Source organism: Microcystis sp. M144S2 (genome assembly GCF_020246065.1).
GTDB classification, from domain to species: Bacteria; Cyanobacteriota; Cyanobacteriia; order Cyanobacteriales; family Microcystaceae; genus Microcystis; species Microcystis ichthyoblabe_A.
Genome location: NZ_JADBTR010000018.1, coordinates 1 through 23,540 on the forward strand (window position 1 = coordinate 1; position 23,540 = coordinate 23,540).

General features: G+C 41.0%; 24 protein-coding genes and 2 pseudogenes. 6 read left to right on the plus strand and 20 right to left on the minus strand.

What is annotated here, in order from left to right:
* Nucleotides 1-86 (minus strand): annotated as a pseudogene (locus IM462_RS02685) (IS200/IS605 family transposase); the annotation flags it as partial.
* Between the two features lie 162 nt (nucleotides 87-248).
* Nucleotides 249-803, minus strand: a complete 555-nt coding sequence (locus IM462_RS02690; protein WP_287702282.1) for a hypothetical protein — start codon at nucleotides 801-803, stop codon at nucleotides 249-251.
* A 603-nt stretch (nucleotides 804-1,406) separates the two neighbouring features.
* Here IM462_RS02690 and IM462_RS02695 point away from each other — a divergent pair.
* Together IM462_RS02695 and IM462_RS02700 are read left to right on the plus strand one after the other, a co-directional pair.
* Nucleotides 1,407-1,541 (plus strand): hypothetical protein, encoded by a 135-nt coding sequence (locus IM462_RS02695; RefSeq protein WP_287702285.1) that lies wholly within the window; start codon nucleotides 1,407-1,409, stop codon nucleotides 1,539-1,541.
* A gap of 40 nt (nucleotides 1,542-1,581) precedes the next feature.
* Nucleotides 1,582-3,333, plus strand: coding sequence for a mechanosensitive ion channel family protein (locus IM462_RS02700; RefSeq protein WP_287702287.1), 1,752 nt, complete (start codon nucleotides 1,582-1,584; stop codon nucleotides 3,331-3,333).
* 57 nt (nucleotides 3,334-3,390) lie between these two features.
* Here the strand turns inward: IM462_RS02700 and IM462_RS02705 are convergent.
* From IM462_RS02705 to IM462_RS02730, 6 genes and pseudogenes are all read right to left on the minus strand, one after another.
* A pseudogene (locus tag IM462_RS02705) lies at nucleotides 3,391-3,612 on the minus strand (transposase); the annotation flags it as partial.
* Nucleotides 3,613-3,842: 230 nt separating this feature from the next.
* Nucleotides 3,843-4,883: a sulfate/molybdate ABC transporter ATP-binding protein gene (locus IM462_RS02710; RefSeq protein ID WP_287702289.1), complete on the minus strand. Its 1,041-nt coding sequence runs from the start codon at nucleotides 4,881-4,883 to the stop codon at nucleotides 3,843-3,845.
* 19 nt (nucleotides 4,884-4,902) lie between these two features.
* Nucleotides 4,903-5,745: a sulfate ABC transporter permease subunit CysW gene (gene cysW, locus IM462_RS02715; RefSeq protein WP_002802588.1), complete on the minus strand. Its 843-nt coding sequence runs from the start codon at nucleotides 5,743-5,745 to the stop codon at nucleotides 4,903-4,905.
* A 40-nt stretch (nucleotides 5,746-5,785) separates the two neighbouring features.
* Complete coding sequence (gene cysT / locus IM462_RS02720; protein WP_287702291.1) at nucleotides 5,786-6,628, minus strand: sulfate ABC transporter permease subunit CysT; 843 nt, start codon at nucleotides 6,626-6,628, stop codon at nucleotides 5,786-5,788.
* 19 nt (nucleotides 6,629-6,647) lie between these two features.
* Entirely contained in the window at nucleotides 6,648-6,989 is a 342-nt protein-coding gene (locus IM462_RS02725) for an NIL domain-containing protein (protein WP_002802587.1), read from the minus strand.
* An 11-nt stretch (nucleotides 6,990-7,000) separates the two neighbouring features.
* Nucleotides 7,001-8,044 carry a sulfate ABC transporter substrate-binding protein gene (locus tag IM462_RS02730; protein ID WP_287702293.1) on the minus strand — a complete coding sequence of 348 codons (1,044 nt, stop codon included), beginning with the start codon at nucleotides 8,042-8,044 and terminating at the stop codon, nucleotides 7,001-7,003.
* 170 nt (nucleotides 8,045-8,214) lie between these two features.
* Between IM462_RS02730 and IM462_RS02735 the strand changes: the two genes are divergently transcribed.
* Nucleotides 8,215-8,994 (plus strand): Crp/Fnr family transcriptional regulator, encoded by a 780-nt coding sequence (locus tag IM462_RS02735; protein ID WP_287702295.1) that lies wholly within the window; start codon nucleotides 8,215-8,217, stop codon nucleotides 8,992-8,994.
* Nucleotides 8,995-9,013: 19 nt separating this feature from the next.
* Here the strand turns inward: IM462_RS02735 and rnc are convergent, their stop codons facing one another.
* Nucleotides 9,014-9,691 carry a ribonuclease III gene (gene rnc, locus IM462_RS02740; protein WP_287702297.1) on the minus strand — a complete coding sequence of 226 codons (678 nt, stop codon included), beginning with the start codon at nucleotides 9,689-9,691 and terminating at the stop codon, nucleotides 9,014-9,016.
* Between the two features lie 58 nt (nucleotides 9,692-9,749).
* Here rnc and IM462_RS02745 point away from each other — a divergent pair, with 58 nt between their 5' ends.
* Nucleotides 9,750-10,304, plus strand: coding sequence for a hypothetical protein (locus IM462_RS02745; protein ID WP_287702298.1), 555 nt, complete (start codon nucleotides 9,750-9,752; stop codon nucleotides 10,302-10,304).
* 296 nt (nucleotides 10,305-10,600) lie between these two features.
* Here IM462_RS02745 and IM462_RS02750 read toward each other — a convergent pair whose 3' ends face one another.
* Nucleotides 10,601-10,822, minus strand: coding sequence for a hypothetical protein (locus IM462_RS02750; protein WP_287702299.1), 222 nt, complete (start codon nucleotides 10,820-10,822; stop codon nucleotides 10,601-10,603).
* A 226-nt stretch (nucleotides 10,823-11,048) separates the two neighbouring features.
* Between IM462_RS02750 and IM462_RS02755 the strand changes: the two genes are divergently transcribed.
* Complete coding sequence (locus IM462_RS02755) at nucleotides 11,049-12,392, plus strand: chloride channel protein (RefSeq protein ID WP_287702302.1); 1,344 nt, start codon at nucleotides 11,049-11,051, stop codon at nucleotides 12,390-12,392.
* A gap of 220 nt (nucleotides 12,393-12,612) precedes the next feature.
* Here IM462_RS02755 and IM462_RS02760 read toward each other — a convergent pair whose 3' ends face one another.
* From IM462_RS02760 to IM462_RS02780, 5 genes are all read right to left on the minus strand, one after another.
* On the minus strand, nucleotides 12,613-13,017 hold the full coding sequence (locus IM462_RS02760) for a type II toxin-antitoxin system VapC family toxin (RefSeq protein ID WP_287702304.1): 405 nt from the start codon (nucleotides 13,015-13,017) through the stop codon (nucleotides 12,613-12,615).
* Nucleotides 13,017-13,298, minus strand: coding sequence for a hypothetical protein (locus tag IM462_RS02765; protein ID WP_287702306.1), 282 nt, complete (start codon nucleotides 13,296-13,298; stop codon nucleotides 13,017-13,019). The genes IM462_RS02760 and IM462_RS02765 overlap by 1 nt, the downstream gene beginning before the upstream one ends.
* A gap of 222 nt (nucleotides 13,299-13,520) precedes the next feature.
* A complete protein-coding gene (locus IM462_RS02770; protein WP_002765615.1) occupies nucleotides 13,521-13,733 on the minus strand; it encodes a type II toxin-antitoxin system HicB family antitoxin in 213 nt (70 codons plus the stop codon).
* A gap of 172 nt (nucleotides 13,734-13,905) precedes the next feature.
* Complete coding sequence (locus tag IM462_RS02775; protein ID WP_002745417.1) at nucleotides 13,906-14,154, minus strand: hypothetical protein; 249 nt, start codon at nucleotides 14,152-14,154, stop codon at nucleotides 13,906-13,908.
* Between the two features lie 380 nt (nucleotides 14,155-14,534).
* Nucleotides 14,535-14,813 carry a GUN4 domain-containing protein gene (locus tag IM462_RS02780; RefSeq protein WP_287702349.1) on the minus strand — a complete coding sequence of 93 codons (279 nt, stop codon included), beginning with the start codon at nucleotides 14,811-14,813 and terminating at the stop codon, nucleotides 14,535-14,537.
* 293 nt (nucleotides 14,814-15,106) lie between these two features.
* Here IM462_RS02780 and IM462_RS02785 point away from each other — a divergent pair, with 293 nt between their 5' ends.
* The gene (locus IM462_RS02785; RefSeq protein ID WP_287702308.1) at nucleotides 15,107-15,352 is read left to right on the plus strand and encodes a type II toxin-antitoxin system HicB family antitoxin; all 246 of its coding nucleotides are present in this window, start codon (nucleotides 15,107-15,109) and stop codon (nucleotides 15,350-15,352) included.
* Nucleotides 15,353-15,542: 190 nt separating this feature from the next.
* On the opposite strand, the gene IM462_RS02790 is transcribed toward IM462_RS02785, so the two are convergent.
* From IM462_RS02790 to IM462_RS02810, 5 genes are all read right to left on the minus strand, one after another.
* On the minus strand, nucleotides 15,543-19,304 hold the full coding sequence (locus IM462_RS02790) for an AAA-like domain-containing protein (protein ID WP_287702310.1): 3,762 nt from the start codon (nucleotides 19,302-19,304) through the stop codon (nucleotides 15,543-15,545).
* Nucleotides 19,301-20,347: an AAA family ATPase gene (locus IM462_RS02795; RefSeq protein WP_287702312.1), complete on the minus strand. Its 1,047-nt coding sequence runs from the start codon at nucleotides 20,345-20,347 to the stop codon at nucleotides 19,301-19,303. The genes IM462_RS02790 and IM462_RS02795 overlap by 4 nt, the downstream gene beginning before the upstream one ends.
* A 19-nt stretch (nucleotides 20,348-20,366) precedes the next feature.
* Complete coding sequence (locus tag IM462_RS02800) at nucleotides 20,367-21,536, minus strand: VMAP-C domain-containing protein (protein WP_287702314.1); 1,170 nt, start codon at nucleotides 21,534-21,536, stop codon at nucleotides 20,367-20,369.
* 50 nt (nucleotides 21,537-21,586) lie between these two features.
* On the minus strand, nucleotides 21,587-22,066 hold the full coding sequence (locus IM462_RS02805; RefSeq protein ID WP_287702316.1) for a hypothetical protein: 480 nt from the start codon (nucleotides 22,064-22,066) through the stop codon (nucleotides 21,587-21,589).
* 392 nt (nucleotides 22,067-22,458) lie between these two features.
* On the minus strand, nucleotides 22,459-23,436 hold the full coding sequence (locus IM462_RS02810) for a phosphate ABC transporter substrate-binding protein (protein ID WP_287702318.1): 978 nt from the start codon (nucleotides 23,434-23,436) through the stop codon (nucleotides 22,459-22,461).
* Nucleotides 23,437-23,540: the final 104 nt, after the last annotated feature.

Genomic DNA, 23,540 nt, shown 5'->3' on the forward strand with positions numbered 1-23,540 from the left:
AAAACGGCTTTACGATATTTGGCTGGGAACACTAAATGATATAGCAAAACACTTACATTATGGCTCTTATGGATGTATTCACTCATTTTTCTATTATACGCCGCGAGCGGCGGGGAATTAGACCCGAAGAGATTAAAATCATTTTTATTTGTTTAGATTCCTTAACTAGAAAAACTTTTAGTCTTAAGATAATATTAGGTGGGGGTCTAATAGCCAGTTTCAATGCAGTGCAGCCGATAACGAGATGACTATTCAGGAGAAGACAAGTCGCGGAAAATCTGGCTGGCGATGGCTGCACTTCGGCGAATTTGTTCAATTTCGGAAAGAGCTTGCCAATTTTCGGTGTCTATATTAGTTTTGCTCTGGCCATTACGCATAGTATAGGCGTAGGGACGGGCAAAAACCTGTAAATCTTCTGGAGACCATTGGGGAAAAAGCTCGCTAAGACAAACAACAAGGCGATCAAAGTTATCTAATTGACTATTAACTAGATTTTCAGCACTTTCTACTAGACTATTTAAATGTTCTGCTGGCAGTAAAGAGGCAAATTTATCAAAGATATTAGACCGGGATGAAACGGAAACTGTCGGGAATTTTTGGTGTAAACTGCTAAAGAATCTATGAGCTTGTGCCTCGAGCGCCGTCGCTTCTAGTCCTTCACACAGAGAAAAAGGCGTTTCTGTCACGTCTAAGGGATCATGACTCTCAACAGCGGTTACATCCCAGGGATAGGTGACTTCTTCTTCGATCAGGATTGCCAGAAGTTCCTCGGTAATCTGTTCGGATAGGGATAAATGGCTCATAAATAATACTCCATATTTTGGCCTTTGTGGCGTTCAATGAGTAACTACATCTCGGTTTTGACAATTCCCGAAGCTACCAACAGACTTCTGGTGGAAGTCAGACGAGAGGTACTCTTGCCATAGTAGCAATAATTAACCCCTGCATATTATAGCGGTTTTCACAGAAGTGAGTCCCGATTGAAATGCTGAAACGCCTATCTATCAAGGGATTTACTATACCTTATGAGACTGAAAACCGCTATATTATTGATTACTTTTTGACTTTTGCCAGGGGTTGATGAGAAAAGTGACATAAACTTGTCAACGCCTGAATTTGGTTATTGGCTAACTCTTCTAGGTTAATCGATCGTAGCTCCTGAGCAATTGTACTAGGATAGATAAAATTGCTACGGCGTTTTATTGACTGGTGTGACTAGATAATTTTGCTAACTTTCTGCTGACATTTGCTCCCCCATCTCCCCACTCCCCCATCTCCCTAATCTCCTATGGCTTTTAAACAGGATTTAGTATTAGTACAGTCGCCAGGAATTACCAGCAGCGATCACTTAATTTACCCACTGGATTTTTGTGAGAGAATAGTTAGGGATAATTCTGCTTTGATCTATGATCAAAAAAACCTCTAGAAAACCACGCTATACTCAAATTCGCTGGCTCTGTCAAATAATTGTCGCCCTGATTGTCTTCATGTTGCCGGGGACAATTACTCTGCGACTGGTTTTAGCTTTTCTTAATGCCTAAACCTTACCCGACTACACCCAGAAAAATCTGACTTAATCCTATGAAATTTGTACCGTTTGTCGATATTAATCAAAGATATGCAATGCCAACTACAGCATCTCAAGCTAGAGGATGGATGAAAAAAATTGGGCATACTTTGGTAATATTTGTTGTAGTTTTACTACTGACTCTCACCTCTCCTCTTTTGGGAATAGCTCAAAATCCGACACAACCGGAAAATAAAATTGACGGCTTTCCAGTTATGTTAGATGGAAAAACTCTCTTTTTTATCCGGCGGGGAGTTTCTTCATTTTCGGCGGAGGAGAGAGCTAACGCTATTACCCGGAGAATTGAAAGAATTGCTCAAAATGATTCTATTCCTGTTGAGAACCTGACAATTAAGCAGATTCCTGATGATAACTCACTTTATTTAAGTGTAGATCAAGAAGTAATTCTAACGGTGACGGAGCGAGATGCAAAAGCCTATCGTTCAACGCCGGAGGTTTTAGCTCAACAAGCTTTACAAAAAATTCAGGTTGCTATCGCTCAATATCGCCAAGATCGAAAACCCGAACAACTACTTAAGAACATCATTTATACGGTTATAGCCAGCTTTGTCTTCCTGATTATTAGCTTTGCAGTTATCAAAATTTCAGGGAAGCTATTTCCCTTTATTAGACGTTTGATTGAATCCTTGACGCCAGGCATTCAAATCGGGAATGTTGAGATCATATCTTCCTCTAATATAAGCTTTTTTTGGCTGCGAGTTCTTCGGATAATTCGCTTACTTGTTCTCTTTTTATTATTATTTAATTATGCTACATTTATACTTCGTTTATTTCCCTGGACAAGAGTTTTTGGTGAGAGTATTTTAGGCTATTTTTCTCAATCATTAGAACTGGTTTTATCCTCTATTGGCCAATATCTTCCCAATGCCTTTATTATTGCCATAATCATTTTTATAACCTACTACTTAATCGGGCTAATCAAGCCCTTTTTTACAGCAATAGAAAGAGGAAATCTGGTTATTCCTGGTTTTTATACTGATTGGGCTAAACCGACTTACAATATCCTATTAGTCATAATTATTGCCATAGCAGCAATAGTTGCTTTTCCCTATTTGCCCGGTTTTGATTCCCCTGCTTTCCGAGGTGTTTCTGTTTTTCTCGGTCTTCTTTTATCCCTTGGTTCTACTTCGGCAATCGCCAATGTTATCGGGGGAATTATTCTTATCTATACCCGTGCCTTTCGCATCGGAGATCACATTCAAGTAGGAGAGGTAATTGGCGATCTAATTGAAAAAAACTTCTTAGTAATTCGCATTTGCACTCCCACTAATAAAATTATTACTATTCCTAACTCATCTTTATTAAGTAGTAATGTGATTAACTTTAGTATTTCCTCGCGGGAATTAAACAGAAATCTAATTATTCAGACAACGATTACCCTAGGGTACGATCTGCCTTGGCGAAAAGCCCACAAAACCTTAATTGAAGCGGCTCTAGAAACTGTGCATATTCTCAAAGAACCCGCCCCTTTTGTCCTGCAAACTAGCCTGGATAATTTTTACATCAGTTATCAGTTAAACGCTTACACTAACCAACCCAATTTGATGGTAATAATTTATTCAGAACTCCATCAAAATATTCAAGATAAGTGTAATGAAGCTGGGATTGAGATTCTCTCTCCCAGTTACACCTCCCTACGAGATGGAAATACAACAACCATTCCCGAAAATTATTTACCTTCCGATTATGTTGCGCCTCCCTTTCGTGTTCAATCTTCAGACAATCAGGAAAACAACACATTATGATAGTAAATCCGTTCTTAAGCACTCACTGTTGGCGGATTATTAATATAATGGGCTAATTCAAGTCTGAATTGCATCACTGTCCGATTTACCTTCATAGAATAGCTCATTCGGGGTACGATAGTTAAGACATTTTCGAGTACGATTGTTAATCAAGTTTACGGCTCTTTCTACCTGCTCTGGCTTAAGGATTTTCAAATTCGTTCCCTTAGGAAAAAATTGTCTCAATAGTCCCTTAGTATGCTCGTTTAATCCCCTCTCCCAAGAACGATAAGGAGCTGATTTGTTTTTGTATTGATCGGACAGTACCTGATCAGCCTTTCTTTGTTAACTATTGAGGTTGATGCCTTTCATTTTTGAATTGGCTATTACTTAAAAATAATTGTCTTAGTCAAACATTATAGCAGTTATCTTAATGGTGAGACAGGAAGTTTTTTTGGGGAGTCGATCATCAATAGCAAATTAGGTTGTACTTTATCCTGATGAGAAAGGCTGTAACACAACTAAAGTTTTTAAATTGAGTAATCGATAACTTTCTCACTTTTATTGTCAAAATCAGTGAGTAAGGTTGCTTTTCTCGGTTTTAAATGTACCGTTTGTTCTGGTTGTAACTGTAATTGCTTGTATTCCTCACGATTGAGATAAGCCACCACCATTTCCCCATCGGCTAACATTAATTCTACCTGTATTTCCCAGCCTAAATGAATAACTCTTTTTACCACTGCCCAACTATTCAACCCATCTTGACTGGGCATAATTTCGAGGTCGTGGGGACGGATAAAAACGGTGGAATTATCCCCCGGATGATGTCCATTTCCTAATCCTGCTAAACTGGGTAAGATATTCACTTCCCCAATAAACTGCATCACAAAAGGTGTGGCGGGATGATCATAAATTTCGGCGGGAGAACCCACCTGTTCAATTTTACCATGATTCATCACAACAATCGTATCGGCCACTTCCATTGCTTCCTCTTGATCGTGGGTAACAAAAACACTGGTAACGTGAACTTCTTCGTGTAAATTTCTCAGCCATACCCTTAATTCTTTTCTGACTTTTGCATCTAAAGCTCCAAAGGGTTCATCTAATAATAATACATTCGGTTGAATGGCTAAAGCGCGGGCTAAAGCTACTCTTTGCCGTTGTCCTCCCGATAATTGGGCGGGATAGCGATCACCTAATCCTTGTAATTGAATTAATTCTAATAGTTCCTCAACTTTTTTCTTAATTGCTGGCGATTTTTGCTGGCGAATTTCTAGACCAAAAGCAATATTTTGACGAACAGTTAAATGTTTAAATAGGGCATAATGTTGAAAAACAAAGCCGATATTTCTCCGTCTAGGATCCAGATGGGTGGTATCTTGTCCGTTAATGATAATTGCGCCACTATCGGGAGTTTCTAATCCCGCAATTGAACGTAATAAGGTGGATTTTCCCGATCCCGATGGTCCGAGGAGGGCGACTAATTTGCCTTCAGGAATGGTTAAACTGATATTATCTAAAGCTTGAAAATTGCCGAAACGTTTGGAAACTTGGTGGATAGTAATACTCATATTTTTAGGTTAATTGTAGTTATGTAGTGTGAATTTTGTGGGCGGTTTTACGTTCGAGAATTTCTTTGATAATTAAAGTAACTCCGGCTAGTAAGGCGAGAATAGCCGCTGCACTAAAAGCGGCAGGAGTGAGATAATTTTTATAGGCCTGTTCTACGAAAATTGGCAGGGTGGCAGTTCTACCTAAAATACTGCCAGAAACCACAGAAACCGCCCCAAATTCTCCCATCGCCCGGGCATTAGTTAACAGGACTCCGTACATCAATCCCCAACGAATATTGGGTAAAGTTACGCGCCAGAAAATCTGCCAATCATTTGCCCCTAAAGTGCGCCCCGCTTCCTCTTGTTCTAAGCCAATTTCTTCTAAGACTGGGATAACTTCTCTAGCGACAAAAGGCATGGTGACAAAAATAGTTGCTAATACCATTCCGGGTAAAGCAAAAAGTATTTTTATACTGAAAAGTTCTAAAAAAGAACCTAACCAACCATTGCGCCCATAGAGCAGTACAATCATTAAACCCGCTACCACGGGAGAAACGGCAAAAGGTAAGTCAATTAAACTAATTAATAAAGTTTTGCCACGAAATTGATTGCGAGCAATTACCCAAGCTGCACAAAGTCCAAAAATTGTGTTTAAAGGTACAGTAATTAGGGCAATAATTACTGTTAATCTTACCGCTTCGATAAAGTCAGAAGTTCCCGCCGCTTCTAAAAAAGCTTGGAATCCATTGCGAAAAGCATAGTAAAATACTGCCGCTGCTGGAATAAATAATAATAGTGCCAGATAGACAAGGGCAATGATAATTAGTAGGGGTTTATAATCCCGCTCTTTCGGTTTAGTTGATTTTTTTAGACTCAGCATTTTGATCTGTCTCCGGTTATACTCTAATATTTTTTACTCTTTACTTAACTCTGTATTTTTGCCCCCATTGTTGCAGGAAATTAATTACTACTAACATGAACAAAGAAACCAGTAATAAAACCATGCCGATTACTGTCGCCCCCGTGTAATCATATTCCTCTAGTCTTTGAAAGATTAAAACTGGGGCAATTAAATCCTTAAAGGGAATATTAGAGGAGATGATAACTACGGAACCATATTCACCGATCGCTCTGGCAAAACCGAGGGCAACTCCTGTTAAAATAGCGGGTAGTATTGTGGGAAAAATAACTCGCCAGAAGATTTGCCAAGAGGAAGCACCGAGGGATAAAGCCGCTTCTTCTACTTCTTTTTCCATTTCCTGTAAAACCGGCTGTAGGGTGCGGACAATAAAGGGTAAAGCGATAAATAACATCGCCACAAAAACCCCTAAAATGGTAAAGGATATCTTAATGCCAAAGGGGGCAAAAAATTGACCGAGCCAACCGTTATCACTGTAAACTGTGGCTAGGACTAAACCGGCAACAGAAGTGGGTAAAGCAAAGGGCAAATCCACACAAGCATCGACAATTTTTTTACCCGGGAATCGATAACGCACTAATACCCAAGCGATAATAGTGCCAAAAACTCCGTCAATTAATCCAGCAATTAAGGAAGTAAAAAAAGTGACTTGGTAAGCGGATAAAGAAATCGGTAAAGTGGCAACACGCCAAAATTCGGCCAAACCAAGAGTTAGGGATTTAGCAAATAGTGCCGCTGCCGGTAAAACCAACAAAACCACTAGATAACTAATGGTAATTACCCAAGGAATAGAAACTTTTTTCAGGGTTTGACTAGGAGATAAAGATAATTGTGGGTTAGCCATTGTTTATTATTGCTAGAGATTACCAATTGTCCGCTTCTTCAAGAACTTGTGCTGAATCATACCAAACTTCTACATCTAAATCTGCCAGATAGGAAAGGGCATTTTCTATCCCTTGGGAGTTGCCTTGTAGTTGTAGATCGAACCAGCCATCTTGATTATTATTTGCCGCTAACAAAGCGGAAAATATATTCACTTTTAGACCAGGAAAAGACCCTAAACGTGCTATGATTGGCTCGTTAATATATTGTTTAGGAACCCGAATTTTTATTCGTCGGGACGTGGGGCGATCAAGTCCTGATTGATCGAGATGTAAGTCACTTTGGGGATGATTAATAGTTTGCCATTGAGGTTGATTATCCATGGTTTTTCTCCTTAGGATTTACCAGCTTTAGTCAGAATTTTATCGAACAAGCCTCCATCATCAAAGAATTGCTTTTGTACCTTATCCCAACCGCCTAAATCCTGCACGGTAAAGAGATTTTTTATCTGAGGAAATTTACTCTCAAACTCTTTAACTATAGTCGGTTCAACGGGACGAAACCCCACCTGAGCAAATTCTCTTTGGGCTGCGGGAGTAAATAAAAACTGCACAAAAGCCTCGGCCACTTTTCTCGTACCTTTTTTATCCACATTGGCATCAACAACCGCCACGGGATTATCAATAGAAATATTATAATCAGTGGGAACAGTATAGGCTAAATTCTCACCTTTTTGGTTAGCGAGAATCATCTCGTTTTCGTAATTAATTAGCACATTTCCCTGGCCCTGTTTAAAAAATACATCACTAGATTCGCGAGCATCTCTAGGTAAAACTGGCACATTTTTAAACACCTTTTCGACAAAAGTTTGCGCCTCTTGTTCACTGCCTCCCGCTTGCGTCACCGAACCCCAAAGAGCGAGAAAATTCCAGCGCGCTCCGCCGGAAGTCTTGGGATTAGCGGTAATAACTTTAATATTATCCTTGGCTAAATCTGACCATTGATTAATTTTAATATTGGCATCACGAGGAACAAAAGCCACTACAGATTTATGAACAATAGAGTCATTGGGTGCTTCTTTTTCCCAACCGGGTTGAATTAATCCCGCTTGCTCAATTTTCTTGGTATCCAAAGCTAAAGCCAACGCTACCACATCCGCTTCTAAACCATCGATAACGGCACGAGTTTGGGAACCGGAACCGCCATAACTCTGTTCAAAAGTGACTTTTTGCCCCGTTTTTTGTTGCCATTCCTCGACAAATTTGGGAATGATTTTTTCGTAGGCACTTTGGGTGACAGCATAGGAAACAAGTGTCACAGTCACGGGTTTTTGGCTGTCATTGCCGCTATTGGTGGGGGATGGGGTGCAAGATGCCAGCATTCCTCCCGTCAGGACAGTTGCCATGAGTAGGGATAAACAAGACTGGGATGACTGCATCGGCGGCGCTCCTAAGCTTTACTCTGAGGTTGTATCTGTTTTCAGGTGTAGTTTAATCCTACAGCACAGGAAACAAAATTTCAATACATTTACAAAACAAATTGGAAATAAGGTGATAACAAGGGAAACTGTGAGAAGATGGAATCAGTGCTACATCTAGGTTTGAGACTATGGGCAAGAGCGTCAAAGCCAAAAAAACAACCCTCCTACAACAACTGATTAACCAGAGTTTTCTCTTTCGCGGACTAGAGGAAGCTTGGTTGAGTCAGTATCTCGATGCCGAGAACCTCAAGCTAGAGACGCTATTTTCCAATCGTCCCGTCTATACGGCTTTTCTCCCCGATGAATTTCTAGATGTTTTGTATGTGATTTTGGATGAGGGTGTAATCGTCGTCCGCAGCACTCCCCTCGACCGGATTATTGCCATTACCTACCCCGGCGGCTGTTTTGGCATGAGGAGTTTACCCTTTAGTTATGGTTTAGCCAGTCGCGCCTTTCCCTGTTTGGTGGAATCCTATAAAACCACCCACGTCCTGAAAATTCCCTTATCGGCGCTAGAAAAGATTTACAATGATAACGAAAGTTTTCGTCAACGGTACTGTTTGTTATTTGAATTACAGCAAAAATTCGAGTATCATTTGCTTAATTGCAGTAGCTATCCACCCCAAGCTGTAGCCACTTTACTCAGAGCCTTAATCTATCAAGAAAGAGAATTAGGCAGTCAACCAGATGCTGAAAATATCTATACTTTTGATCTATCCGTCGATGTGATTGCTCGCGCTTGTCAACTCAATCAACGCACCGTCGAACAGGTATTAAAAGGATTGCAAAACGTGGGATTAATTGCCTCAGAATCGACGGGGGATTTAATTCGGGTACTGGATGCCGAGGGTTTAAAAGAAGTGTACAGTGCCACCAGAGATAAAGTTAATTGGTGGCCCCTAAGATAAGTAGGGTTAGCCCTATTTACTATTGCAATTGACAGCGCTTTAAGGCATCTTCGGCAGCCGCTTTGGTGGCATCCTGTTTCCGTTTACCTTTACCTGTACCGTAGAGAAGATTATTAACCCGCACTTCGGCAGTAAATTCCCTAGCGTGGGGCGGTCCTGTAACATCGACGATCGCATATTCTGGATTAGAGGCGAAATTGGCCAGCGCCCACTGTTGAAAGAGATTTTTGGCATCGATAAAAGATGGCGATTCCGATTGTTGAGAGACTAAATGAGAGGCTACAGGGATAAAAAGTTGGTGCAGATAGTTTTTAACCGCATTTAACCCCGAATCTAGATAATAAGCCCCAATTATCGCTTCAAAACTGTCCGCTAATAGGGTAGGATTTGATCGCCCCCGATCTTTAATTGCCCCCTTGCCTAAACGCATTAACTCCCCCAGGCCGATTTCGATGCCCAATTGCGCTAATTGTTCTTCTTTGACCAAATTTGACCGCAAACGAGTTAATTCTGCCTCGTTCATGGCGGGATATTTTTGATACAAAAGTTCGCCCACCAAAAAAGCCAAAATCGCATCGCCCAAAAATTCTAGGCGCTCGTTATTTTCCGTCAATTGGGACTGTTCGTTGACATAGGAACGATGGGTTAAAGCTTGGGTGAGAAGGAGAGCATTTTGAAAAGGAGGCAAACAAGACATTACAGAAATGATCAAGTCAAGAGCATTTCTTATCTTAATCCGACCCCACCCCGAATAGATGAGACGAACGATCCTTTTTTTACTGTTTTTTCCGGCTAGTTTAGGCATAATCTCCCAAATCTTCTCACCGGAAAACCTATCCGCTGCTATTCTTGCCCTAGGTACCCTGGGGATGTGTATGGAACAGGCACGCATGGCAGCGGTGGACTTGGCAGAAATTGCCCAATTTCAGCAAAAAACCAGCGATCCTCGCCTCGATCGCTTTTTTATCGTCACAGTTAGTACAATTGTTTTAGAATTATCGGGCTTTTATGTGGCTGCCCTCTGGATAGGATGGGGGTCCTTAATAGTTTTAGTCAGTCAAATTTGGTTTCATTGTTTAGCCAAGATTCAACTGCAGCCAAGCACGGAAAAAATTATTGACCATGGCATAGGGCCACGTTTACCCATCTTACTCGCTGACGGAATCGGGATAATCTTCGTGGCCTTCTGGTTAGCCAAAATCGCTCCCCTAATTATGGCCATGACTTTAACGACAATGTTATTAATCTACGGTTCTATTAAGTATAGACCTCTTGTAAAAATCAAAAATCTTCCCTTAGTTGAGGAGTAGGTAGCCAGTATTCGGTCGTCAGGAGAATCAAGAATGAGCTTTAATCAATTAAATTCTCTATTTAGAGATTTTATGCCTATTTTTCTCATTTTTAAACTCTCAAAAATTAATTATCCAAGAACTCTCCTGTAGTCGCTCGAAATTACCGCAGAAATCGAGTGCCTTAATCAACCCGACAAAAAGTTAATTTTAGAGAGAATTCCCCCAGATGAAACCATTACCCGTTATTTTATCGGTAGTCCAGACGCAGGACGGAGCGATCAAATCCTAAAATTGAAATTCCGAGTAATTTTCTGTTAAAATTCCGAGTTCAATCTGGATATAAAATCTCTAGCCTGTCGCTCTAATCTGTTGATTTTTTCTTGCCAACGCTGTTCTTGTTCTTGTCGCTCTTGCATATCGTGAAAACTCGGTTTTGTCGGTCCTTGTTCGATGCTGTAGCGATTATATATAGCACTTTTCACGTTACTGAGGTATCGACAAGTTTTGCCAACAAAGGGTTTAAGCCTCTTGCCCATGCCTCATTCTGATGAAAACTGCTATATTTATTAGGTGATAATCGGACAGTGATGCAATTCAAGTCTGAATTGCATCACTGTTCTATGCTGGTCGGACTGAAGCCTCATCGGTGAAACCGAGGGTTCCTTCAAGCCGACATTTTAGGTAAAGACTTTCAGGGTGTTTTGCTTGAGGACTCAAATGGACTTGCTATCGAAAAAATAAAAGTTTAACTTTCCTTGCGCGATGCTAAATAACAAACTACAACTTCTGTTAACCAGGGTAGGCCCATGGGCTGTTGCTGGCCTGCTCGGCGGTTTGATCGGCTCTCTGGCCGCGGTATTGCTGACTGAGGCAATTAAGCAAACCCTCAGGATTGCCTCTAGCCTAGGCAACGTCTGGCTACTGCTGCTGCCTCTGGTGGGCGTTACCTTAGCAGTGCTAGTCCTGTTTGGACTGGGTAGGGGCCAACCTGTGCAGACCTTAGCTCCCCGGGGGGCTACTTCCTCTGGCCGCTGGGGTTCTCTCATGGCCTGGTACTCCTTCCCCCATGACATTGCTCGCGCCGATCTGACCGGTGACGTGGTTAACGCATCCGGTGCCGAAGAGCGCTTCCCCTGGAATCTAGCACCGTTGCGGGCCTTGGCCATCCTCTCCACTGTTGGACTGGGTGCGCCCATGGGAACAGAATCACCGGCGGCTCATATTGGCGTGGCAACGGGGACCTGGTTGGGTAGCATAAATCCAGCCCTGCGTCAACTGGTGCGGCCCCTGGCCATCGGTGGCGGTGCGGCCAGTGTTTCTGCCCTGATGGGAATCCCTCTGGTGGGCAGCTTCTTTATGTTTGAGTTGAGTCAGCGACGCCAGGTTCCGATCACCCCGGAGCGAGTAGCAGCGATGTTAGCTGGGGGACTGGTGGGATGGGGGGTCAACGATGCCTTTAAGCTGCAACTGATCCGGCTGGTGGTGCCGCAGGTTGCCCCGACTGACTTCGGGGATGCGGTGGCTGCCACTTTGTTGATCGGAGTGATCGCTGGCACGATTACAGCCCTCACCGGTGAGGCGATCTACTGGGCCAGAGGCTTGCGGGACAGGCCTGGCACTCGTCTCCTCATTGGTGGCCTGGTGATGCTATTCTTGGCGATCGTGATCGGGCAGGTGGCGACCCCCGCAGCGGCTTTTGGACCAGGGGGAGCCGCTATCGTCTGGGCCGAAAACATTGAAACAACTCCTTACCATCTGTTAGCGGTAGCTCTGCTCCGGGCTGCGGCCACTACCGCTGCGGTTTTAGCTGGGGGCTGTGGCGGCGTGTTTGTCCCTTTTCTGGCGATCGGCGACCTCACTGGCCGGGTATTCGCCACCACCTTTGAAATTTCGGGGGATCTGGCCGGTGCAGCGGGGGCAGCGGCCGGTATTGCTGGCGGCTATCGCCTACCTTTGACCGCCGTGGCGATGGTGCTGGGGGTGGGGGGTCCGGGGGCAGCCCAGCTAACCTGCCTTGCTACAGTGGTAGTCGCTGCCCTTTCGGGATTGGTGGCAGCACGGGTAGCCAATCAACTCTCTAGTTCCCTGCGGGCAATGTTCCGCTAGAAGCCACCGTCAGGGGAATTACCTTGATATCCAGAGGGTGCAGGTTCTTTGCGCCCCTACTTTTGGGATTGTGGTTTTAGGCATATTTATTTTTAGTTAATTTTTTTTGTTAAAGATGTCCTCGATTTTTGGATAGTTCATTTAGGATCGTTGATTTCTAATAATTTAAAAGTTTGGGTGATGTATTTTGTTACATAAACAAATTTTACATAATGCAATCTTACAATAATTTCGTAAATCCTGCTTGTTCAAAATGACGATCAGAGGTAAAAGCTTGTGTAATAATTTCCTGTTTCATGACAACAAAACTAATACAGTCGGTTAGACTCCATTCCTTGTCAAGACGTTGTTTATAAAGTTGCCAGCCTTTTTGATATAAGCTTTGATCAAGTTGAATGATTTTCAATTTTGGCAATCGATACAAGCTCTCAATAAAGTTGATTGCACTGGAACGAGTCGATAAATTACATAGTCCATCAGCAACTTCTAACAGGACAAATTCGGTTGTAATCAAAGTAGATTGTGCCTGGCGTAATTTTTTGCTGGCTTCTAGGGTGGGATAATGTAAATCATCTCGTTGGTTAACAAGGGCGATCCAAGCCGCTGTATCAATAAATACTTTCATTATGGATAGGATTCTCTTTTGGGAGTTCCATGAATGTAGTGATCATGCTGATGGGCTAAATCTACAATTCCGGTATCTATGGTACATTTTTCGATGAGTTGATCAAATTGATCCCAATCTTCGCTATTCCATGATGATTCATCCCATGATAATTCATCGGTTGATGGAATATTTGGGTTGGGTTCGATAATGGTGATGATGACGGATTTTCCTTCTTGGTCTGCGATCGCTTCGTTGGGGTAAACAAGACCATTTTTAACGGTTCCTTTGATTGATGCCATGGTATTTAGCCTTTGTTTGATTAGATATTGTTTATTTTAACTTATTGTCTTTGATGACGCGGGTAAAGTTGGGACGGTGCGTTTTATGAACGCTCCTACACAATCGTCAATTCAGATTTAAGCTGGCGACTCCTGTTCATTCTTTAAATGTCGGATTTTGCAAAAACTGCGACACGCTTTATATGCTACGATTCACAAGTCGCAGCGAGAGAAACTTTATCATTAGGTAAATAATAGTCGTCCTTTTGGTTCAGGAATGATTCGTTCTAGTTGTTTTGCAGTTTCAATCCATTCTTGAATAACAAGTTCAGCATTTTGTACAGCTTCTTGATAGGTTTCTCCATCTGCCATACATCCTGCTAATTCTGGAACTTCAACAATAAAAGCTTGATCTTCCTCACTCCAATAAATAATTAATTCATAGCGAATTTTCATCTTTCCCTCCTAATTTATATTTTAAAATTAGATTACGAATTTGTTTGATTTGATAAGTTATGTAGGTTGGGTTGAACAGAGTGAAACCCAACAATTATAGGCTTTGTGTTGGGTTTCGTGCCTCAACCCAACCTACTACTACTGAACCAGAGAACAAAGAATCATCATAACATTATTGATCATCTGGCAAAGCTAAAATTTCATCCCCAATTAAATCAGGTAAATTTTCGGTATGAACGTGCAAGTGAGTAATTGAGCCTATTAATTCTGCCAAAATATCCCCTTTTTGGTCATCAGTTAGGCTTGGTAATTTAAGCTGACTTAGTAAGAATAAAACCGCCTCGCATTCTTCACCTAATTCAGATAATAGAGTGGCCAAGGTAGAGTTGACTTTCAAGGGTTTTTCAGTGTTTGAAATCATTGCTTATTTTCCTCTGTTTAATCGCTTTTCTGCTCTAGATAAACTTTTTTCTAAACCTTTAATTTCTCTTTTCTAGTAATTAATTAAGTTTTCATCGGGGGATTCTTTTTGTTCCTCATTGGCAATTTTTTGATGATGGATCAGAATTTGATAACGAATGCTTTCAACAGATTTACGAAATTTCTTTTTTGACAAGTATTTACTCCTAACTTGCGCTGGTTAATATCTATCGTAATTATAAACCATAGATTATGTAGGGGAAAATGGCATTTACCCTCCTGGGGTGACGGTGACAGGTATCGAATCGCGGAACCCCTGATAACCTCGTGTTGAACCCCTGTAGGATCGGAGTTTGGAAAAACTGCGAAACGCTTTATATGCTACAATTCACAAGCCGCAGCGCGAGCGAAAGAAACTACTGCGTCCCCAAAACGTTGCCACGCTTCATCATTATAGTCGCCGATCGAGTTGCCTGTCTGCTTGTAGATAGCCAATTGTACAGAAAAGCCAAACTGGCCACCGGAAGCCGCTAACCACTCTCGATCGATCATCCGCAAATCCTCACAAGAAAATTTCTCGGCGGATTCGCCGTCTATCCAGCCTTCTTTTTCTCGTTTAGCGGCCGCCAGCATTAGCTCACCTGTTTTGCGATCGAACAGCGATCATCTTCTTAGAACCTCCTGTCAGACAGCGATCGCACTTTAACTAATGAGAAGATAAGGAATAAGTCGGTTGATTAGGGTTTTTATTAAGGGTTTGACAATCCAAACTCTGTTTTTTGTTCGTTGGCTAACTATAGCTTGACTGCTCAACTAATATTTCAATGGCATAAGCGATCGCGTCTTTTCCAAAAATATCAACCGCAATCGCTTTGGGAAAAGATATTTTATATCAGTCAAACTAAGCCAGTTATTGCTTAGTTTGAAGCATATAACTAAATGGAGTAACACTAATGTTAGTTCGCTACGCTTTAAGTGATTATATCCAAGAAGCTCTGACTATTTCCCAAATTGAACAGTTAGAAGATGGTAGTTATGTTGGTACAATTCCTAACTGCCACGGGATCATTGCTTTTGGAAATACTTTTGCAGAGTGTCAGGTTGAGTTACGTTCTACCCTGGAGGATTGGGTTTTAGTGGGATTAAAGTTAGGTCATGCTTTGCCTGTCATTGCAGGAATTGATTTGAATCAGAAATAGACCAATGAATTACTTTTTATTCCTCCAAAAAAAGCGATCACCTAATCACTCACCACAAAACGAGATCGCCCCTAAACTTGAACACAAATAAGTTGGCTTAAGTTTGGATTTTGAATGATTGATCCCATTTACGAATGGGAGTTTAAAGATACCTTATTTTTTCAGTAGAAAAATTTACGAGATCGCATTGTTACGAAGTAAAAAGAGTATCTTGGAAATATGACCGATATAAATTATTACGAATAGTAACTTCATTTCTAGTAAATACGACTAAACCTAAAGCTTCCAATTTATAAGCTAAAACGGGTTCTAATCTGATTGGATTTTTTTGGGCAATAACCTGTTTCAAAGCCTCTCTTAATTCGGGATATTGCTCAAGAGTTAATAGTTTTTGCCGCAAATGATCACTATAAAATCCCTCTTCTGTTGAAGCTTTTTCTAATAATTGCTCTAAACTCAGATTGTAATCACAAAGAGCTTTTAATGCCACTTGAATTAAATACGGATGTCCTCCTATTGCATTCATAAGTTTAGCTACTTGAGACGTTCTTAAATTAATGCCATACGCCCGCACTAAACTCTCAACTTGCTCATGATTAAACTCTGGTAAGTTAATTACATAGCCAACGTTAAAGGGGGAAGTGTTAATGGGCTGAGGACTATACATTTTCGTAGATAAACTAAGAACTAATCTTAAGTTTTTCCATTGTTTACTAATTTTACTTTCTTCATACCAACCTCGTAATAAGGGTAAAAAATCTCCAGCAATATCAGGATAATCAAAAATCAGACTAAATTCGTCTAAGCATAAAATTAAAGGTGTTTGTATTTCATTTAAAACATATTCGCTAAAATAGATAGAGCAAGAAAAACGAATTCCCAAATCTTCATCCCAGTATTCATTCATCTTATTTGGTAAATATAGAGAATTGGTAATACTCAAAGAAAACCATTTTAAAAAAGTTCCTAGATTGTCAAAAATACTTCTATCAAGTGACTGAAAATCAATCAATACGGTCATATAGTTTTGTTTTTTAGCATGATCTAAGATTTTGTGCAGAAGGGAGGTTTTTCCCATTTGGTGAGGTGCTTTAATACGAAGCAAACAACCATCTTTTAAAATTTCTTCATAACACATATTTTCTATTGGAGGACGTTCTATGTAATATGTTGAGTAAGGTTCAATTCTTGCTAATGTTGTTTCAATCCATTCCAAATTAAAAATTACAGCATAAATTCTATTGGCAACTTGAAGTTTGCCATTTTTTCTAACGACTATTCCTGCTAGGTTTGTCAATATGTCAATGATTTCATTATTTTTATCACCATGCTCTTCTTGTAATAAAATAGTTCGGTATGCTCTTAATAATTCGTTTGCTTTTCTTTTGTTATTCAAAATGCTTTGTATATTTGCAAAGTGCTCAAGATTATCTTGCTTTTGACAGTTATCGATTACTTGATTTCTGACTAACTCCTCTAACCAGATTTTTTCATTTCCTTCTGGCACATAATCTTGTAATTTTTGAATCAAATGGCATATTCTTTGAGTTAAAAAAGGTTGCCCTCCTGTCCACCATAAAACTTCTCTTAGTAATTTTTCGGGATTGCTTGTTTTTTCCCTTAGTCCTTGTGCTAAAGGTAGAGCTTCTTCATAGGAAAAATTGTCTAGATTGATTATTGCATTCATACTAGGAGGAGAAACATATAATTTGTTTTGAATCAATTCAGAATCCAAATAAATAAAAGATAATACAAAATTTAGACGATTATATTTATTTTCAAAATTTCTCCTTTCATATAACACTTTTAATAGAGAAAAGAAATCATCTCTCATCAAATCTGATTTTAACGATAAAAGACAATCAAAGTCATCCATAAAGATTATAATTGGATCGGAAATTTCTCTTAGTAAAATATCTTCAATAAATTTAGTAAATATTTGTGGGGGCGATAAATTTTTTTGACTTTGCAACCAATTTCTAAAATCAAAGTGTTCTCTTAGTTCAAACGAGCGAGTGAGTTCATATATTAAATCGTAATACCATTGTTGCGAATTATCTTCACGCACTATTGAAATTATTCTAGAAAAATCAACCCAGCCACAAGCAAAATTTTCGCTTCGTAACCGTTGTGCAGCTCGAACTATTAAGCTACTTTTTCCCGTTTGTCTAGGCCCCGGTACAAGACAGAACTTTCCTGTTTTTATCGCCTCATAAAGTTGATCATCGGCTTTACGTTTAATATAAGTAGTTGAATCTGTTGGTAAAGTCCCTCCCAGTTGATATTCAATATTAGGAATAGTCTCTAGCTCTTCTTGAATATCTTTTTGTTTGTTGCTTTCTAGCTCGTCAGCAACTTTTTCATATTCTCCTCCTAAACTTCTCAAAATTTGAGCCGTAACCGTTGCAAAATACTCAAAATTACTTGCATTTTCCTGAGCCGCGATCGCCTGGGGATTTCTTAAAACCGCCGCAAAATCCTGTAACGATAACCCTACCCTTTTCGCCACATATTTCGACACCTCATCCATCACATTTAACACATAACCTGACGGAACCGAATCAACCAATAAATCCCGAACTCCATCCATAAATTCGTATAAAACATCGTTAGGATTAGCCTCTAAATCCATTACTGATAAAGGCTCTAATAACCCTCCCAAAAACACTTCAGCCACATGAACCTGTTGAGACTCCCTTAACAAAGTCTCCTGAATTAAACGCACAATCGGTAAACTAATCATCGGAGCCGCCGCCAATAAACCTGCCAACTTTCGCGCCATTGGTGAAGCCGTCACTCGAAAACCTTGTACCCGATCCTCTGCCGTTAAGTCCCCCGAATTTAGATTAAATAAACTCTCAGCCTGACTAACCCCCATATCTTCTAACTTAAACAGATAACCCGTCGCCCAAACACTCCTTCCCGACAACATTTGCGCCCAAATTGCTACCCGTTCCACTTCCAACGAAAAAACAGGAACCTTGACCCCCTGTACTTCCTCTAAATCTTCCCACAGAGAAACCTGCCGAACCATCAACTGCTGATTAAAATCCCCAGGCAACAAACCCTGCAACAAAACCTCTGAAGCTCGACCCAATGCTGTCCGTTTCCATAACCACTTAGGCAACATCTGCACGATCGCCATCGAACCCTGTTTAGTCCAAAGTTCCAACACCGCCGCTAATTTGCCCTTACGCCATAACGAGGACACACAATCACTCACCACCAAGATTAATCGCCGTCCCGTCGGATCAACTAACTCGGCTGGACTCCGCCACGATTGACCCTTCGCCTGCGACCCAATGCCCCGACGAATCCGCACCTGTTTATGCTTGTCCGTTAATAAACCCCAGACCCGCACATCCCGAAAAATGCCATAGTTTTTGAGTAAACGTTCTAAATCCGCGATCGCCTGTTGCCAAATCTGCATCGAAATTCCCTCCTCAACCACCAACTCCAAGTCTAACCAGGGTTCAAGAGTTGGTCGCAAAACAGGTAGCCAAATTCCTTCCGCCGCAATGCGTTCAATCGTCGCCTCCTCATCTAGAACTAAATCCGTACCAGTGGGCAAACGACGCATCAACGGTTTTAAGGCCCCTGCCAACTTCAACGGCTCACGCAAAGCAGGCGCGTCGGGAACCTTAAACCTTAAACCCGAACTGTCCAAAAAATCCGATGAACGACGAGGATAAAGACCCGCTTTTGGCTCATTTTCATCCTTCTTTTTTCGAGATTTTCCTTTTGAATCGGGATTATCTCTATTTTGCCCATTATCTAGCCGCGCTGAATCGCCTCTGTTCACGCTTTCTGAGTCTATCTCTTCCTTGTTTAAGTTAGGTGGGGGGGAATCAAGCTCATTAGTAACTTGCATCGCCAGCCAAAGAAGATCAGCAATTTCCTTTGCCGATAACGCTAACTCCTGATTCAGAGCCGTAATCAGAGCATCAATCATCTGTCTTCACCACTGCTTAAATACTTCATCAAAACCTTAACTAAATCCTCCTCATCGGACTGCTCAGGCTTAAACTCACGAGTGACCATATAAATCACATTTAGCAATTGATCGGTCGCAATATCCCCCCCATCTCGTAATTCTACAAACTTTTGGATTAACTGCTCAACTTTGTCCTCATCCTGAGTCACCACATCCGACCCTAAATGAGCTTTCACAATTTCTTTCAAGGCCGTTGCATCAGGATCATAGGGCATATTTAACCGTAAACAACGACGCAAAAAAGCAGGCGGAAAATCCCGTTCACCGTTATTCGTTAACACAATTAAAGGGAAATTATCACAACACACCCGTCCATTCAAAAGCGGGACATCCATGCCATCATAGGAACGGACTTCGACCCGCTCTATCTCTTTCGCAATACGGGATAATTCAGGAATTTCAAATTCGCCTTCTTCAAATAAATTGAGTAAATCATTGGGTAAATTAATATCACTCTTATCAATTTCATCAATCAATAAAACACGAGGCCGACTCGCAGGTAATAACGCTGTTCCCAAGGGGCCAAGCTGAATATAACGTCCAATATCTTTATTTTCATCCTTCATTTGAACATCTTGTAAACGAGCGATCGCGTCATAACGATATAAACCTTCTTGTCGAGTCGAACGAGCCGTAATATACCAGGGCAAAACAGGCCCTAAATTTAATTCATAGGCGATCGCATAGGCTAAAGAAGTCTTACCCGTTCCAGGTTTTCCCGTCACTAATAAAGGTCGCCTTAGATATAAAGCCGCATTGACCATATTAATAACACTATTTCTCTTGTCACTATTATCCGAATGAATACGAAAACTTTCCCCCCGTTCTTGATCCCGTTCATTGACGACTAACTCCAAACAAAAAGCTTGCCAACGTTCCTTAATCTCTGCGGCAATTGTCTCATCAGCCCCCCTAAACCTACGCCACACAGGAGGAGCAGGCAAACGATCAATCCCATCATGGGGTTTACTATTTCCCTTAAAAATTTTCCAGTCCGTCATGGTTAAAACCTCCAATGTGTTATTGTCCAGTCTGAATTAATTCACGCATTATATCAGGCGTTAGGCGATAGGGATTTTCCCAAAGTAAAGCTAAATGATGCCCTAAATGTTCTCCCGTCTGAGCATCGGCCTTTTCTCTGGTTTGCCTCACCGATTCGCATAGATGACAAAGTGGTTGAGACGTAAGGACTTCATCAATTGCTGTCACCTGATCTAAGTTAAGAATATCCGTTCTTGTCCAGATTGCTAGAGGAGTTGTCGCTTGTAAAATTGCCTTAAATAAATCTTTTTGAATAGATTTGGGATGATGACAAGTAACCTTTAGTCCAATTTTTTTGTTTAAGTTAACTTTCAATACTTTCCAATTAAAATTTTCTATTGCCGAAAGCGTTTCAAAGCAATCTTGATTAGGTTTGTTTTCTAAAAGTTTTCTAACTTTATGCCAAGACTCACGCCATTGAGACAAATAATGATCTAAATAACGTAGATTAAGACGCTCCAGCGATCGCAACCGAATCGGATATTTTATCCCCAAAGTAATGTCATCATCTACAGGATCACTAATCTTCCAACGGTCTATTTCCATTCCCATCAAATCTGTCGGTAAGAAAAACTCTATTGTTAAGCAATAATTCTTACCCCTAAGTAAACGTAAGGCTTTTTCAAGAAATTTACTAAGCTCTAAAGAAACCTCATTTAAATTACAAATTTTGCCTATTTGTTGCTCATTTTTATCTAGCAGAGATTGAAATTTTGATAAATCTCCAATTAAATCATCTACAATCAACCAGGCATTTAATAAAAATTGATTACCATTATTTTCATTAGGATAAAGCGTTGCAATTAGATAGGACTGAAGTTTATTTTCCGAAAGATATTTTACATTTTCATCATGCTTTTTTACGGCTAATTCACTCGCTGTCTTCTCAAATAGTTCACGAAATTCTTTGGGTAAATCTTTATCCTGACTTAAACCTTGAAAAAACTGAAAAAGCTTTCTAAACTCAGCTAATTTCTTCAAAATTTCTTCTGTGTTTCCTTCTGCTAAATCCCATAAATCCGCATCAGTAGGCAAAGCATCTTGATAAGCCTTTCGGACACTTTCTTGAGAAATATTAGGAAAATCAAAATTTCTCAAAGAATCCAGAGAAATACTTTCAAGATTATCATTCTGAACCAAATAAGTCATTAATTCACTTCTCGATACATTTTGGGAAGCAAAGAATGAATTTAGAACTTCTACTTTTTTAGGCGTTGCACCGCCTTCATCAAAGTAGGAAAATAGCGATTTAAAAAGTTTTTTATATCCAACTCAGTTTTTATGGAAATTCCCACAAAAGGGGGAATCGAAGAAATAACCGTTTCAAGTTTAGCGGCGGCTGTAGAGTCAGGTTCTTCGACTTTAGCAAGGATTTTTTGCAAATATTCTATAACTTCTGCATTTTCTCCCTGAAGTTGTCCGACTCCTTTCACAAATTCAGCAACAACAACTTCCGCTTCAGATTCTGAAATTTCACCTAGATTGGACTGGTTAGCGATAATTTGCCAGTATTCTTCCTCATATTTCCCAATTTGAGGACTGATTTGAATTTGAATTGTTTGTCGCAACCTAGTCTGTTCCCCTGGGGAGGCCAAAATTAGAGCAGTCTCGATATCATACTTCTGTTCATAAAGCAGTTTAAGATGGAATTCAATCTCATTCAGACGATTTTTGTTCATAGCTTAATTCTTCACCTTCAATTAGTCTGGTAATAGTGACATACTCGTCGCTAAAAGCGAGGGCTTCCTCTTTCATCGGCCAATGCCTCCGCCAAGTGGTTCCTTAGCTTTGGTCTTACTCAGCCTCCGCAGGTTTTGCTCTTCCCTAAAGAAGGCACTAACTGGCGTAATAGTTTCCTATCACCGAGGCAGACTCTCTGTGTCCCAAAGAGTATAAGTAGGGTTTTTTTGTCTCCCAGTCATAATCTCACAATAACAATTAGCGGGCCTTGGGGCAATTCTAGCTAATTAGAATTGGAGGTGTCTAGTCTTTATACAGTCGAAAAATGTAGCGGGGGCATTCATCCGACATTTTAGGTAAAATTTCCCAGATTTTCAGATATTCTCGCTGACTACTTTTGTAGATCTTCATTGGCCCGAAAAATCGCTTCTTGACCATCACTAGAGGCCACAAAACCCATAAAAGCTTTGACTGCTTCACTAGCAGGTTCTTTGTAAACGTAGTAAAGGGTACGCTGCCAGGGATAATTAGGTTCACTGGCTGAAATTCCGTCCACAGCGAGCGCCCTGACGGTTTTTTGGTCGGCAATTTGGCTATAGGTCGCGTAACTAATGCCATTCAGTCCTAAAACTCGCAAGATTGGGGTGGTGGCATCCCTCTCCATCATTTTAAAATTAGTTCCCCTACCAAATTCCCCCCCTTGCAGGACTTCCTGACGAAAACTTTGATAAGTGCCACTAATCGGAGGACGATTAATCACTTGAATAGTAGCTGCAGAACCTCCCACCTCCGACCAAGAGGTGATTTTTCCGGTAAAAATATCTTTAACTTGGGCAGTGGTTAACCCCCCCGCAAAGGGATTTTTTACTCCCACTACAACAGCGATCGCATCTCGAACAATCGGACTAGAAGCCAATCCCTGAGAGCGTTCCGACTCGGTTAAAGGTCGTGACACCGCCGCAATATCGATCGCCCCCCGGGCCACTTCCTCTAATCCCTTATCAGATCCTTGAGCATTTGTCAATACCTCTACCCCCTGAAATTTGGCCGTTAAAGCGGCTTTTAAGGCTTGATTAATCTGTACCATACTGGTGGAGCCGTTAATGCGAATTGTCGTGCCACTGGGGATAGAAGTCGGTGGGGCAAAACTGACCACTCGCTGGGGTAAAGGGGGAGGGGGTAGGGGAGAGGAGGCACTTCCCGATGTTGGGGATTTTTGCGGACTTTTACTGCTGCCACAGAGAAAAAATTCTTGACCCGCAGCACATTGACTTTGTAGCCAGAAGTAACCCCCACCTAAAATGCCCGCAGTGGCTAAAAGAGCGATTATTAAAGCAGTTGTTTCGTTTTTTTGAGACATACCCATCATTTGCTGACATTAGGGGGTCGATCGCCCCGACACCGGTGATCAATTGAAGTTTCGATGATATTATCTTAGTGCATGGAAATCCACTCTTAATTTAGGACTGTATA

What these genes read in the sequence shown, in the direction of transcription:
- rnc (WP_287702297.1), bottom strand. Translation starts at nt 9,691, where the DNA reads ATGTCTTGTTTGCCTCCTTTTCAAAATGCTCTCCTTCTCACCCAAGCT.
- IM462_RS02800 (WP_287702314.1), bottom strand. Translation starts at nt 21,536, where the DNA reads ATGACTTATTTGGTTCAGAATGATAATCTTGAAAGTATTTCTCTGGAT.
- cysT (WP_287702291.1), bottom strand. Translation starts at nt 6,628, where the DNA reads ATGGCTAACCCACAATTATCTTTATCTCCTAGTCAAACCCTGAAAAAA.
- IM462_RS02795 (WP_287702312.1), bottom strand. Translation starts at nt 20,347, where the DNA reads ATGACGGACTGGAAAATTTTTAAGGGAAATAGTAAACCCCATGATGGG.
- IM462_RS02760 (WP_287702304.1), bottom strand. Translation starts at nt 13,017, where the DNA reads ATGAAAGTATTTATTGATACAGCGGCTTGGATCGCCCTTGTTAACCAA.
- cysW (WP_002802588.1), bottom strand. Translation starts at nt 5,745, where the DNA reads ATGCTGAGTCTAAAAAAATCAACTAAACCGAAAGAGCGGGATTATAAA.
- IM462_RS02690 (WP_287702282.1), bottom strand. Translation starts at nt 803, where the DNA reads ATGAGCCATTTATCCCTATCCGAACAGATTACCGAGGAACTTCTGGCA.
- IM462_RS02810 (WP_287702318.1), bottom strand. Translation starts at nt 23,436, where the DNA reads ATGATGGGTATGTCTCAAAAAAACGAAACAACTGCTTTAATAATCGCT.
- IM462_RS02700 (WP_287702287.1), top strand. Translation starts at nt 1,582, where the DNA reads ATGAAATTTGTACCGTTTGTCGATATTAATCAAAGATATGCAATGCCA.
- IM462_RS02770 (WP_002765615.1), bottom strand. Translation starts at nt 13,733, where the DNA reads ATGAAAATTCGCTATGAATTAATTATTTATTGGAGTGAGGAAGATCAA.
- IM462_RS02785 (WP_287702308.1), top strand. Translation starts at nt 15,107, where the DNA reads ATGTTAGTTCGCTACGCTTTAAGTGATTATATCCAAGAAGCTCTGACT.
- IM462_RS02790 (WP_287702310.1), bottom strand. Translation starts at nt 19,304, where the DNA reads ATGATTGATGCTCTGATTACGGCTCTGAATCAGGAGTTAGCGTTATCG.
- IM462_RS02730 (WP_287702293.1), bottom strand. Translation starts at nt 8,044, where the DNA reads ATGCAGTCATCCCAGTCTTGTTTATCCCTACTCATGGCAACTGTCCTG.
- IM462_RS02710 (WP_287702289.1), bottom strand. Translation starts at nt 4,883, where the DNA reads ATGAGTATTACTATCCACCAAGTTTCCAAACGTTTCGGCAATTTTCAA.
- IM462_RS02805 (WP_287702316.1), bottom strand. Translation starts at nt 22,066, where the DNA reads ATGAACAAAAATCGTCTGAATGAGATTGAATTCCATCTTAAACTGCTT.
- IM462_RS02765 (WP_287702306.1), bottom strand. Translation starts at nt 13,298, where the DNA reads ATGGCATCAATCAAAGGAACCGTTAAAAATGGTCTTGTTTACCCCAAC.
- IM462_RS02775 (WP_002745417.1), bottom strand. Translation starts at nt 14,154, where the DNA reads ATGATTTCAAACACTGAAAAACCCTTGAAAGTCAACTCTACCTTGGCC.
- IM462_RS02695 (WP_287702285.1), top strand. Translation starts at nt 1,407, where the DNA reads ATGATCAAAAAAACCTCTAGAAAACCACGCTATACTCAAATTCGCTGG.
- IM462_RS02755 (WP_287702302.1), top strand. Translation starts at nt 11,049, where the DNA reads ATGCTAAATAACAAACTACAACTTCTGTTAACCAGGGTAGGCCCATGG.
- IM462_RS02750 (WP_287702299.1), bottom strand. Translation starts at nt 10,822, where the DNA reads ATGGGCAAGAGGCTTAAACCCTTTGTTGGCAAAACTTGTCGATACCTC.
- IM462_RS02725 (WP_002802587.1), bottom strand. Translation starts at nt 6,989, where the DNA reads ATGGATAATCAACCTCAATGGCAAACTATTAATCATCCCCAAAGTGAC.
- IM462_RS02735 (WP_287702295.1), top strand. Translation starts at nt 8,215, where the DNA reads ATGGGCAAGAGCGTCAAAGCCAAAAAAACAACCCTCCTACAACAACTG.
- IM462_RS02745 (WP_287702298.1), top strand. Translation starts at nt 9,750, where the DNA reads ATGAGACGAACGATCCTTTTTTTACTGTTTTTTCCGGCTAGTTTAGGC.